Raw genomic sequence first — 12,312 nt, forward strand, 5'->3', positions numbered from 1 at the left:
GTGGGGCGCTGCTCGCTGTGAGGTGCGCCTTTCTTCGGGACGGGTGCCGCCCCAGCGGCACGACTGCCCGCAGCTACGGCGGATGCCTGGGCGTCCGCCAGTGCCGCCCGTGCCTTCGCCGCGCCCGCCGCCGCGTCCCCGGGCGGCCCCGACGGCTCGGGTACGGCGCGCGGGGTGTCCAGCGCCGCCCTGGAGCCGGACGGGGACCACTGGCCCCCCTTGGCTCCCGCGTCCATGGCCTCGTTGGCCAGACGGTCGGCGTGCTTGTTCTGCTCCCGGGGGATCCACTCGTAGGTGAGCTGGTCCGCGGGGAAGATCCGGCCCGCCTCCGCCGCCAGGGGCTTCATGGAGGGGTGCTTGATCTTCCAGCGGCCCGACATCTGCTCGATGACGAGCTTGGAGTCCATGCGGACGTGGATCCGGGCGGTGGGGTCGAGGTCGTACGCGGCGCGCAGGCCCGCCAGCAGGCCCCGGTACTCGGCCACGTTGTTCGTGGCGATGCCGATGTACTCCGCGGTCTCCGCCAGGGCCTCCCCCGTCGCCGCGTCGATCACCACGGATCCGTAGCCCGCGGGCCCCGGGTTGCCCCGCGACCCGCCGTCGGCCTCGACGATGAACTCCCGCACCGCCCCGGCCCCTTACAGACCCGACTCGGCCGTACGCACCAGGATGCGGCGGCAGTTCTCGCAGCGGACCACCGTGTCCGGCGCCGCCGAACGGATCTCGTTCAGCTCGGTGATGGCCAGCTCCTGGCGGCAGCCCTGGCAGGTGCGGGCGTACAGCTTGGCCGCGCCGATGCCGCCCTGCTGCTCGCGCAGCTTGTCGTACAGCTTGAGCAGGTCCGCGGGGACGGAGGCGGCGATGACCTCGCGCTCCTTGGTCACCGAGGCGGCCTCGCCGTCGATCTCCTCGAAGGCCGAGCCCCGGCGGGCGCTCGCGTCGTCGATCCGCGACTGCACGGAGCCGACCCGCTCGGTCAGCTCGGTCACCCGCTCCTGCGCGGCCTCACGGCGCTCCATGACCTCGAGGACGACGTCCTCCAGGTCGCCCTGGCGCTTGGCGAGGGAGGTGATCTCGTGCTGGAGGTTGGACAGGTCCTTCGGCGAGGTGACGGCGCCGGAGTCCAGGCGCTGCTGGTCGCGGGCGGCGCGCTGGCGCACCTGGTCCACGTCCTGCTCGGCCTTGGTCTGCTCGCGGGCGCAGTCGCTCTCCTCGGTCTGCGCGGCCACCAGCAGGTCGCGGATCTGCGTCAGGTCCTTGTTCAGCGACTCGATCTCGGCGTGCTCGGGCAGCGACCTCCGCTTGTGTGCCAGCTGCTGCAGGCGGACGTCGAGGGCCTGGACGTCGAGGAGTCGGATCTGGTCGGCGGGCGCGGCGTTCAGTTGGGGGCTCCCGGTTAACTAGTGGTGACGTTGGACGCCGCGTGGGCGGTCCAGGGGTCGGTGACCGTCTTGGACACGTGGACGCGCAGGTCCCAGCCGTGGCGGTCGGAGATCTCGTCGAGCTGGGCTGCGGCCAGCTCGCACCAGGGCCACTCGGTGGCCCAGTGCGCCGCGTCGAGCAGCGCGAGGGGACTTTGTGCCACCGCCTCGGAGACGGGGTGGTGGCGCAGGTCGGAGGTGAGGAAGGCGTCGACGCCGGCCGCGCGGACCTGGTCGAAGAGGCTGTCGCCGGAGCCGCCGCTGACGGCGACCGTGCGGACGACGGCCTCGGGGTCGCCGGCCACCCGGATGCCCTGGGCGGTGGCGGGCAGCCGCTCGGCGGCGCGGGCGGCCAGCTCGCGCACGGTCAGCGGGTGGTCGAGCTCGCAGACGCGGCCCAGGCCCCGGCGGCCCTCGGGGTCGGTCGGGTCCGGCACGAGGGGCCGTACGACACGGAGGTCGAGCGCGCCGGCGAGGGCGTCCGAGACGCCCGGGTCGGCGGTGTCGGCGTTGGTGTGGGCGACGTGCAGCGCGATGTCGTTCTTGATCAGCGTGTGCACGGCCCGGCCCTTGAAGTGCGAGGCCGCGACCGTGGTCGTACCGCGCAGGTAGAGCGGGTGGTGGGTGACGAGCAGGTCGGCGCCCAGCTGCACCGCCTCGTCGACGATGTCCTGCACCGGGTCGACGGCGAACAGGACCCGGCCGACCTCCTGGTCGGGGTCGCCCACGACCGTGCCGACCGCGTCCCAGGACTCGGCCCGCTCGGCGGGCCACAGGTTCTCCAGCGCGGCGATGACTTCAGACAGACGGGGCACGGGGAAAGGCTACCTGGCTGTTCTGCCGGGCTGTACCGCATCCGCTCCCGCTGGTCCCGCTCAGCACAAACGCCCCGGTCTCCTCAGAGGAATCGCTTCTGCGCCACCCGTATGTGTGAAGCCGGGGCCGGGTGGTGCCACGCCTGCGCGTACGAAAACTAGCTTCGTCGCCGGAGGTGACCGAACGATGACTGCCTGTGCGATCGAAACCCCCTCCACCGCCGAGGACGACGGTGTGCCGGGGACGCGGTGCGCCATCACGGCGGACGGCGCGTACGCCGCCCGCCTCGCGCTGGACGGCGACTGCTGGTTCCCGGAGCGCTGGACCCTGGACGGCCCGGAGCCGTACGCGGTGCCGCTGCCCGGCAACCAGCCGGAGGAGCCCGGCACCCAGGTGCAGCCGATGGCGGACGGACGGGTGCTGATCCAGCGGCTGGTGGAGCGCCGGCACACCTTCTCGCTGCTGTACCCGGCCGGTCCCGGCACCGGCGAGCTGCCGCTGGGCGCGGTGGAGTGCCCGGAGCCGGGCACCCGGCTCCGGCTGCTGCCGCCGGCGCCGGGCGGGGCGCGCGCTTACGCCCTCGCGGTCGGGCCGCGCTCCAGCGCGGTGTGGCTGGTGGCGGGCGGCGCCTTCGGGCCCGAGCGGCTGGCGGAGGTGCCGGGGCGCTGCTCGGGCGGGGTCTGGCTGGACCGTGGCGGGCGGATGCTCGCGCTGGACCGGGAGCTCGGCGGGCGCACCAAGACGGTCGTCGTCGACCTGGAGCGCGGCGGCGAGATCTCGCCCCTGCTGCAGATCACGGAGGGCAGCGACGACCGGTTGCTGCTCGCCGACCCGGACAGCGGGCTGGTGCTGATCTCCTCGGACGCGCCCTCCCCCGGGCAGGAACGATTGGGCTGGGGGGTCATGGGCAGCACGCTGCCGGTGCGCTTCCCGGAGTGCCTGCGGCTCCAGGACTGTGCGGTGACGCCGTTCGCGATCCAGCCGGGGCAGGTGCTGACGCCGGAGAGCTGCGCGGTGGCGCTGTGCGTCGAGGGGCCGGTGGGCAGCTGGGTCGGTGTCTGGCGGCCGGCCGAGCGGCAGGTGTGCCATCTCGCCGGGCCCGAGGGGTGGTTGACGGGGTCCGGGTCATGGACACAGGACGGGGTGCTGCGGCTGCCGTACGCCACGGGGGAGGTCCGGTGCGGCGTGGCGGAGCTGACGGCGCCCAGGGGGGACGCGGGCCCGGGGGATCCGGTCCGGAACGGCACGGCTGCCGGGGTGCCCGAGGCGCTCCGGGAGGCGGCGGAACCGGATCCTCCGGGACCGGTGACGGTCCGTCCGGTACCCCTGCAACAGGCGCCCCTCGGGGGCGAGTAGGAACCGCGCGGAGAGCGCAGTTCGGCGTCGCATGATGTGGCACCCGGGCTGAACCGGCTGGTCACTGTGGCGCGTGGATGAGGTGAGTGCCCCAAGGGTGGGGTTGGTGCGCTCGGACGTGGAGCGGTTCTCGGAGCGGTACAGCAGAGTGTGCCCTGCGTCCGCGAGGCGCGGGCCGAACTGGTGGCCGAGGAGCCGGAACAGGCCGAAGATCATCGGTCCAGGAACGCCGTCATCTGCGCGACCGGCAGCGACGGGCTGGTGGCCCCGGCCCCGCCCACGTGGGGCAGTGCGCACGCGGCCACCGCGTCCGAATGGCTCACCGCACCGGGCCTACAAGAGGCGCGGGCCGACGGTGGCACCTACCTTCACCAGAGGGCGACAGCTCCCGCAATTCTGACAAAGGTGCAAGGGGCGCGAGGAGACGGGACATGGCGGAGAGACGACCGGGGGCTCGCCGGGAGAGAAGACGGCTGAGCCGCACCACAGGGGCCTGCGTGCTGGCCGCGGGGTTGGCCTTCGCCATCTGCTCGCCCCCCGCCGCGGCCGGTCCCCGACCGGACCGGCCGCGGCTGTGCGCGACGAAGCCCGCTCCCCCGACCGGCAGTGCGACCACCCCGCCGCCGATCACTTCGGGCAGCGACGTGTGGAGCTTCGTCTCCGCGCCGGAGCTTCACCCCCAGAAGGTCACGGTGACTGCGCACAAGCCCGGAACGGCGCCCGGCAAGATCTTCGTCGGCCCCTATGCCATCGGCGCCCCCGTGGTCGGTCAGACGGGGGCACTGATCTCCGACAACTCCGGCGATCCGGTCTGGTACCGCCCCCTGTCCTCCCCCGACCTCCAGAACGCCGACTTCAAGGTTCAGACCTATCACCATCCCGAGAGCGGCAAAGCTCAGCCGGTGCTGACCTGGTGGCAGGGATCCATCGCCATTCCGCCCACGTACACGAACCTGCCGGGCGGCGCTCCCGAACCGGGCGGGTGCTACTACATCTACGACAATCACTACGGCCTGATCACCACGGTCTCCGCCCAGCACGGCTTCAACGCGGACGAGCACGAATTCCTCCTGACCCGCAGGGGGACCGCACTGTTCATCGCGACCAAGCCGGTCCCCATGGATCTCCGCCGCTACGGGGGTCCGAAGGACGGTGCCATCCTGGACAGCGAGATCCAGGAAGTCGACCTGAAAACAAGGAAGCTCGTCTTCTCATGGGACCTGCTGGACCACCTGGACCCCGCCGATTCCGAGGTGCCGGCCTCCGACGCGGCGACGTCAGGCGGGGTATGGGACGCCTACCACCTGAACTCGGTCGACGAGGGTTCCGGGGGTGAGCTGTTGATCTCGGTCCGGAACTTCTGGGCGATCTACGACATCTCCGGGAAGACGAAAAAGATCCGGTGGCAACTCGGCGGCAAGAAGAGCGACTTCGCCTTCGGACCCGACGCGAAATTCTACTGGCAGCACGACGCGCGATTCCGGCAGGGAAACCGGATCAGCCTGTTCGACGACGGCTGCTGCAACCAGCCCGGCGGCTCACCGGAACAGGAGTCCCACGGCCTGATCCTGGACCTGGACTTCGACAACCACACCGCGACCGCCGCGCGGACCTACTATCACCAGCCACCGCTGTTCTCGGCATCCCAAGGGAACACCCAGGCCCTTGCCAACGGTAACGAGTTCATCGGATGGGGCCAGAGTTCGTACTACTCGGAATACACCCACGCGGGAAACACGGAGGGCAACGGCTCGAAGAACCTGCTCTACGACGCGAAGATGCCGGGTTCGAACATCTCGTACCGGGCCTTCCGGAACAAGTGGGTGGGCGAGCCCTACTATCCGCCGAGGGCGGCGGCGAAGACCGTCGGCGGGCACAGTGTCGTCTACGCCTCCTGGAACGGTTCGACGCAGACCAGAGCGTGGCAGGTGCTCGCGGGACCAGACCCCGATTCCCTGTCGGTGGTCGCGCGGCACGCCGAACGGACCGGGTTCGAGACGGCGGTCCCGACGGCCGATCCAGGACCGTACTTCCAGGTCAAGGCGTTGGATGAAGAGGGGCACGTCCTCAAGTCCTCAGGCGTCGTGACCCTGACCCGCTGAAAGCCCGCCCATGGGCGAGCGAGCCGAGGTTCACCGGCTCCCCGTTCCACGCAGCGCGCCCCGCTCGGTCCTTCGAGGACGAGATCGGCAACACAGAGGTGAAGCGGCGGCGCGAGGTGCACGAGGGGCTTCGGAGGACGGCGAGCCTGCTCGGCGACGACCGCCCTTCTAGGCCGACTTGTAACGAAGTAGCACCGGTCGGCGTGCCCGCCTGGATTCGGCCCGTGGTGTGCCGGTTAAACTCGCCGCGCTGTAAGAGATCTTGTTGACGGGGTGAATTCTTCCGATGAGCGACACCAGCACGACTCAACCGCTGTCTGCCGACTCTCAGGACGCGGCCGGACACGGCCGACACCGGGGCCCGATCGCGGCCCAGGACGGAGAGACGGCGCCGCGTGGGCGTCACCGTAAGCCGGCCCAGGAGACCGCCGAGGCGGCCGCCTGACGGTAGATGAGAAAGAGGGGGTGCCCGCTGACCGGCGGGCACCCCCTCTCTCGTTCTCCCGTCTCGTTCGGCCCCGCTCGGGGTCCGGTCCTCAGCCGCGCCTGAGACCCAGCACCTCGGCCGCGGCGAACGTCTCCCGCGGCGGCCGCTGCGCGTAGTGCGGGGTGAGCAGCGCGTCCAGCTCGTCGTGGGTGAACGTCTCCTGCTTGCTGTCGAACTTCGCCTGCACCCGCGGCCGGTCCACCACGGCGACCATGCCGCCGTGGACGACGAGCAGCTGCCCGTTGACCCGGGCGGCGGCGGGTGAGGCCAGGTAGCCGACGAGCGGGGCGACGTGCTCGGGGGCGAGCGGGTCGAGGCTGCCCTCGTCCGGCTCCTGGAAGCCCTCGAAGACGTCCGCGGTCATCCGGGTCCGGGCGCGCGGGCAGATCACGTTGGCCGTGACGCCGTACTTGGCGAGGGCGAGGGCGGTGGAGGTGGTCAGACCGACGATCCCGCCCTTCGCCGCAGCGTAGTTGGGCTGTCCGGCGGAGCCGGCCAGGAACGCCTCCGAGGAGGTGTTCACGATCCGCCCGTACACCTGGGCCCCCGCCGCCTTGGCGCGGTCCCGCCAGTGCGCGGCGGCGAAGTGAGTGGTGTTGAAGTGTCCCTTGAGGTGGACGCGGATCACCGAGTCCCACTCGTCCTCGGTCATGGAGAAGATCATGCGGTCGCGCAGGATGCCCGCGTTGTTGACGAGGATGTCCAGCCTGCCGAACTCGGCGACGGCCAGGCCGACGAGTTCCCGGGCCTGCTGGAAGTCGGCGACGTCCCCGGTGTGCGCGACCGCCCGGCCGCCGCTCGCGCGTATCTCGGCGGCGACGTCCTCGGCGGGCCCGGCCGAGGCCTGGCCGGAGCCGTCGCGGCCCGGCCGGCCGTGGTCGTTGACGACGACGGCCGCGCCGAGCCGGGCGAGTTCGAGCGCCTCGGCCCGGCCGAGACCGCGCCCGGCGCCGGTGACGACGGCGGACAGTCCCTCAAGTGGCAGTGGCATTCCGGTCCGTCCTCAGATCTCGATGCACGTACGCAGGGCCGTCCCGGTACGCATCTGGTCCAGGGCCTCGTTGATCTCCGCCAGCGGCACCCGGTGGGTGATCAGGCCGGCCAGGTCGACGCGGCCCGCCCGCCACAGGGCGATGGTGCGCTCGTAGGAGCTGAGGACGTCCCCGCCGCCGTACATGGACGGCAGGATGCGCTTCTCGTCGAAGAACAGCTCGAACATGTTGAGCTGGAGGAAGTCGTCCATGGCGCCGGCGCCGACCACGACGAGGGTGCCGCCGCGCCGGGTGTTCTCGTACGCGGTGCGGGCGGTGGCGGACCTGCCGACGACCTCGAAGACGTAGTCGAAGCCCTCGCCGCCGGTGACCTGCTGCTTGGCACCGGCCAGCTCCTCCGGTGAAACGGCCTTCGTGGCACCGAACTTCAGCGCGGACTCGCGCCGGGAGGCGACCGGGTCCACGGCGACTATCTCGGCGGCGCCCTTGAGCCGCGCCCCCTGTACCGCGGAGATGCCGACGCCGCCGCAGCCGATGACGGCGACCGACGAACCGGCCTCCACGTCGGCGGTGTTGAGGGCGGCGCCGAGTCCGGTCGTCACCCCGCAGCCGATGAGGGCGGCGATGTCGAACGGCACGTCCTCCGGGATCGGCACCGCGCAGCCCGCGTCCACGACGACCTCCTCGGCGAAGGTGCCGGTGCCCGCGAAGCCGAAGACGTCACCGCCGGGACGCCTGAAGTTGGGGGTGCCCGCGTTCATGAACCCGGCCAGGCACAGCTCGGTCTGGCCGCGCCTGCAGGCGGGACAGGCGCCGCAGGCGGGCAGCCAGCAGATGACGACCCGGTCGCCGGGCTTCAGACGGGTCACCTGCTCGCCGACTTCGAGGATCTCGCCCGCGCCCTCGTGACCGGGCACGAACGGGGCCGGCTGGGGCAGCACCCCGTTCATCGCGGACAGGTCCGAGTGGCACAGCCCCGTGGCCCGCACCCGGACCCTCACCTTGCCGGGGCCGAAGCCCACCGCCTCGATGTCGTCGAGGATCTCCAGCTTTTCCTGGCCGATCTCGTGCAGTACGGCTGCGCGCATGGTGCGGCTCCCCTCGGAGGCTCTTCAGGAGTGCTGAACGATGGTGTCGGCCAGGACGGGCGCGTCCTCCCGCTCGACGGCGCCGACGGCGACCCTCACCCGGCCCTGCTCGCGCCACATCCGGATGCGCAGGGTCTCGCCCGGGTACACGACCCCGGCGAACCGCGTGGTGTACTCGCGCACCCGGGTCACGTCGCCGCCGAGCAGCGTGTCCACGACCGCCTTGAGCGTGATGCCGTAGGTGCACAGCCCGTGCAGGATGGGCCGGTCGAACCCGGCGAGTTTGGCGAACTCGGGGTCGGCGTGCAGGGGGTTGTAGTCGCCGGAGAGACGGTAGAGCAGGGCCTGGTCGGCGCGGACCGGGCGCTCGACGGTCCGGTCGGGTTCACCGGTGGGCGGCTCGAGTCGGGTCGAGGGGCCGCGGTCGCCGCCCCAGCCGCCTTCTCCGCGTACGAAGATCTGGGCGTCGTTGGTCCACAGCGGGCCCTCGGCGTCGGCGGCCTCGGTGCGCATGACGAGGACGGCGGCCTTGCCCTTGTCGTACACGGCGGCGATGCGGCCGGTGGCGGTGGCGGTGCCCTGGGCCGGCAGGGGCCGGTGGATCCGCAGGGCCTGGCCGCCGTGCAGGACCCGGGCCAGGTCGACGTCGACGCCGGGCATGGACAGGCCGCTGATCACCCCGGGCGAGCCGGCGCCGGCGACGGTGGCGAAACTCGGCAGCACGTGCAGCCGGGACTCCAGGGTGTAGCGCAGCTCGTCGGGGTCGGTGGCGGGGCTGTCCTTGTCCGGGTTCGCGCCGGCGCCGATGCCGAGGTGGTAGAGCTGGACGTCCTTGGTGGTCCAGGTGATCTCACCGGTCCGGGGTTCGGCGGCGAGGGCCAAGGCTGCGTCGATGGGCATGGGGCTCCTGACGGGGTCTCAAGACCTCGGTGCGGACGTCCGCACCGTCGGCCGCACCGAGGTCGTCCACGGGCGGATCTAGAACGCGTTCCAGTCCGGCGCCCCTTGTATAGCCCAGCGGTCACCACTTGTGAAGGCTCCTGACGCCGTGTCAGGTGATCGGGCAGTGACATTTGTACTGCCCGAGTGCGGACATCCGCATCTGCCGGGGCCGGGTCCGGGTTCCTATCGTCGTAGAGGCAGGGGCCCGGCCCCGATGCGATCATCGTGCTACCGCCGCGGGGCGGGGACCATCTGATCGGGGGACGAAGAGATGTCGTGGTGGACGCGGGCGAGAGGCCGTATCCGGGCCGTACGGGAGGCACGGGCCCGGTGGCAGGCGGACATGGAGCGGTTCAAGGTGGCGCAGCGGGCCGCCCGGAAGAGCGGGAACGCCGCGGACGTCGACCATCCGGGCCCGCCGCCCACCGGCTTCGCGCTGCTGCCCTGGCTGCTGATGGGGATGGGGTCGTTCTCCAACCTGCTGCAGGGCAGGACCCCGAACCCGTGGGTCGGCGGCCTGGGGCTGCTCGCCTTCAACTCGCTCTACATCTACGTCACCTTCCGCTCCTTCCACCGGGAGAAGCGCGAGGCGGTCTCCACCCGGGTGGCGCTGGGGCTGATGGCCCTGCTGACCACGGGCCTGGCCGTCGGATACGGCGGCAGCTGGCTGATGTTCTTCCCGCTGCTGGGCCTCGCGACCGGCGCCACCCTGCGCGGCCCCTGGCTGGGCCGCACCGGCGTGCTGCTCTCGGTGTACGCGGGAGCCGTCTCCGGCGTCCGGGACGGCTGGGGGGACGCGACGAACATCGGCTACGCCACCTTCCTGTCGAGCATGGTGACCGCCGCGATCCTCGGCCTGTCCGAGGCCGTGCGGGAGCTGCGCGCCGCCCGGGAGGAGCTGGCCCGGCGGGCCGTGGAGAAGGAGCGGCTGCGCTTCTCCCGCGATCTGCACGACCTGCTCGGCCACACCCTGTCGGTGATCGTGGTGAAGTCGGAGGCCGCCCGGCGGCTGGCCCCACGCGACATGGACGCGGCGCTCACGCAGATCGGTGACATCGAGTCGGTGAGCCGGCAGGCGCTCACCGAGATCCGCGAGGCGGTGACCGGCTACCGCGAGGGCAGCCTGGCCACCGAGCTGACCCGGGCCCGCTCGGCGCTGTCCGCGTCCAGCGTGGAGCCCGTGGTGCGCCAGTCCGGGACGCCGCTGGCCCCGCAGACCGAGGCCCTGCTCGGCTGGGTGGTGCGCGAGGCGGTCACCAACGTGGTCCGGCACAGCGACGCCGGCCGCTGCGAGATCACCATCGAGAGCACGACCGAGCAGGCCCGGCTCACCGTGACCGACAACGGCACCGGCAAGACGGTCACGCGTCCCGCGGAGGGCATCGGCGGCACCGGCCTGACGGGCCTGACCGAGCGCCTCGCGGCGGCGGGCGGCTCCCTCAGGGCCGGCCCGTCGCCGCGCGGCGGCTTCACGGTCACCGCCGAACTCCCGGTGGAGCCGACGGAACCGACCGCCGTGGCAGCGGCTACGGCGCCCAGGGCGAGCTGACCGCCCAGCTGACGTCGTCGCTCCACGAGGTGCTGCTGTCCCAGGCGTTGGAGCCGCCGTTGCTCGCCGCGTAGACGTTGAGGTTGTAGTGGCGCAGGTATCTCGTCGGGTAGTTGTACGAGGCGAACGAGGTGCCCGTGCCGCTCTTGCCGGTCTGCGGGCAGAAGGTGGCGTCGGCCCGGAACTGACTGGTGCCGTCCATGGGCTGCCGGTAGAGCCGGTAGTTGTAGTGGCGCAGGAAGTCGCCCGGGTAGTTCCGCGACTCGAAGGAGACACAGGAACTGCCGGCGAGCCCCCGGCGCACGATCCAGGTCGCGTCGCTCCTGTCGAGGGACGAACTGCCCGACGTGACCGGGGAGATGACGGCCGCGTCGTTCTGGTGGCGGACGTAGTCGGTGGTGCAGCAGGAGGTCGTCGCACGCAGTGAGATCTCCGAGCCGGCGGCCAGCGTGCCGCTGCTGCCGGTCGGGCCGCCGTAGCCGGCGGAGACGATGTCGGACTGGACGGCGTCGTCGGCGGCGTCGGTCGGGATGCCGGAGGTCATCACGCCCTCGAAGAAGGACCCGATGGAGCCGTTGCTGTTGTCGCCGCCGGTGCCGAGGACGATCGCGCCCTCCTGATGCATCGGTGAGTAGCCGCCGCCGGTCGGCTCACCGCCGGAATAGGTCGTGGTGAGTCCGCCGGACTGCGCATTGCCGTATTTCAGCGCGAAATGGTTCTGCCCGTTGTTCTTCAGCAGCGCGGTCACGAACGGCAGCGGTCCGGTGCCGGTGTCGGAGGTGTTCCTGCTGTACCCGGCGTCGGACTGGAACAGCCCGTTCTCCAGGTCGGCCTGCACCCACGGCCCCTGCCCGTAGCAGGGCGAGAACCAGCACTCGGTGCCGAAGTTGATGGCGTCCATGTGGCCGTTGCCGGTGTCCAGGTTGTTCGTCTCGGCGTTGCCGTAGTCGAAGCAGCAGCGGCCGTTGACGTGGGTGCCGGAGGTCACCATGTACATCCCCTCGGCCTGCCCGTTCACGGCCACGCCCGAGGTGGAGTTGTCGCGGTAGCCCATGCCGGCGGAGATCTCCAGGCCGTAGACCTGGTGACCGCCGACGGTCACCGGCAGGGCGTCCGCCGGCGCTCCGACGTCGGCGGCACCCGCCCCGCCCGCGCCCTCGACGGTGAGGTCGTTGTGGCGCGCGGACTGGTCGTAGATCTCGGTGACGATGCAGGTCGTGCCGGAGCAGAACGAGTCCTGGGCGGCCGCGTCGGCGTAACCGCCGGCGGCCAGCAGGCCGATGTTCGCGGTGGCGCCGTCGGAGGCCCGCTTCACCCGGTAGAGCGAGCCGCCGTACGACGAGTACAGCGCCCGGACCAGGCTGTGGGCGGCGACGCAGGGCGTGCCCGCGGCCGCGTAGACGTCACACGGCAGCGAACTCGCGGCGGCGGCCTGCGGGGCGCCCACGCCGACGACGAGCGCGGCGACGGTCGCGAAGGCCGCCAGCACGGACAGGGCGGCTTTTCCGAGCCGTGGCGGACATGAGCGCAGGAGTGTGGGGAGCACGTGCACCTCATTC

Annotated in this window: 10 protein-coding genes; 3 read left to right on the top strand and 7 right to left on the bottom strand. The window is 71.8% G+C overall.

Annotation, left to right across the window (positions count from 1 at the left end):
* The 3 genes from FB157_RS03030 to FB157_RS03040 all read right to left on the bottom strand — a co-directional run.
* A partial coding sequence (locus FB157_RS03030; RefSeq protein WP_145875753.1) for a reverse transcriptase-like protein occupies positions 1 to 626 on the bottom strand: 626 nt, incomplete at its 3' end.
* A 12-nt stretch (positions 627 to 638) separates the two neighbouring features.
* Positions 639 to 1,382 carry a zinc ribbon domain-containing protein gene (locus tag FB157_RS03035; protein ID WP_145875591.1) on the bottom strand — a complete coding sequence of 248 codons (744 nt, stop codon included), beginning with the start codon at positions 1,380 to 1,382 and terminating at the stop codon, positions 639 to 641.
* 14 nt (positions 1,383 to 1,396) lie between these two features.
* Entirely contained in the window at positions 1,397 to 2,236 is an 840-nt protein-coding gene (locus FB157_RS03040) for a Nif3-like dinuclear metal center hexameric protein (RefSeq protein ID WP_145875593.1), read from the bottom strand.
* 187 nt (positions 2,237 to 2,423) lie between these two features.
* Between FB157_RS03040 and FB157_RS03045 the strand changes: the two genes are divergently transcribed.
* Positions 2,424 to 3,593 carry a hypothetical protein gene (locus FB157_RS03045; protein WP_186581311.1) on the top strand — a complete coding sequence of 390 codons (1,170 nt, stop codon included), beginning with the start codon at positions 2,424 to 2,426 and terminating at the stop codon, positions 3,591 to 3,593.
* 431 nt (positions 3,594 to 4,024) lie between these two features.
* The gene (locus tag FB157_RS03055; RefSeq protein ID WP_145875597.1) at positions 4,025 to 5,695 is read left to right on the top strand and encodes an arylsulfotransferase family protein; all 1,671 of its coding nucleotides are present in this window, start codon (positions 4,025 to 4,027) and stop codon (positions 5,693 to 5,695) included.
* A gap of 536 nt (positions 5,696 to 6,231) precedes the next feature.
* On the opposite strand, the gene FB157_RS03060 is transcribed toward FB157_RS03055, so the two are convergent.
* The 3 genes from FB157_RS03060 to FB157_RS03070 are packed head-to-tail and all read right to left on the bottom strand — an operon-like array spanning position 6,232 to position 9,162.
* A complete protein-coding gene (locus FB157_RS03060; RefSeq protein ID WP_145875599.1) occupies positions 6,232 to 7,173 on the bottom strand; it encodes a 3-oxoacyl-ACP reductase in 942 nt (313 codons plus the stop codon).
* Positions 7,174 to 7,185: 12 nt separating this feature from the next.
* Complete coding sequence (locus FB157_RS03065; protein ID WP_145875600.1) at positions 7,186 to 8,262, bottom strand: Zn-dependent alcohol dehydrogenase; 1,077 nt, start codon at positions 8,260 to 8,262, stop codon at positions 7,186 to 7,188.
* A 24-nt stretch (positions 8,263 to 8,286) separates the two neighbouring features.
* Complete coding sequence (locus FB157_RS03070; RefSeq protein ID WP_145875602.1) at positions 8,287 to 9,162, bottom strand: MaoC/PaaZ C-terminal domain-containing protein; 876 nt, start codon at positions 9,160 to 9,162, stop codon at positions 8,287 to 8,289.
* Between the two features lie 313 nt (positions 9,163 to 9,475).
* Here FB157_RS03070 and FB157_RS03075 point away from each other — a divergent pair, with 313 nt between their 5' ends.
* The gene (locus FB157_RS03075) at positions 9,476 to 10,753 is read left to right on the top strand and encodes a sensor histidine kinase (protein ID WP_186581312.1); all 1,278 of its coding nucleotides are present in this window, start codon (positions 9,476 to 9,478) and stop codon (positions 10,751 to 10,753) included.
* Here FB157_RS03075 and FB157_RS03080 read toward each other — a convergent pair.
* Positions 10,731 to 12,299 carry an alpha-L-arabinofuranosidase B gene (locus tag FB157_RS03080; protein ID WP_145875604.1) on the bottom strand — a complete coding sequence of 523 codons (1,569 nt, stop codon included), beginning with the start codon at positions 12,297 to 12,299 and terminating at the stop codon, positions 10,731 to 10,733. The genes FB157_RS03075 and FB157_RS03080 overlap by 23 nt on opposite strands.
* Positions 12,300 to 12,312 lie beyond the last annotated feature (13 nt).

It is taken from the genome of Streptomyces sp. BK340, from assembly GCF_007827595.1.
Lineage (GTDB): Bacteria > Actinomycetota > Actinomycetes > Streptomycetales > Streptomycetaceae > Streptomyces.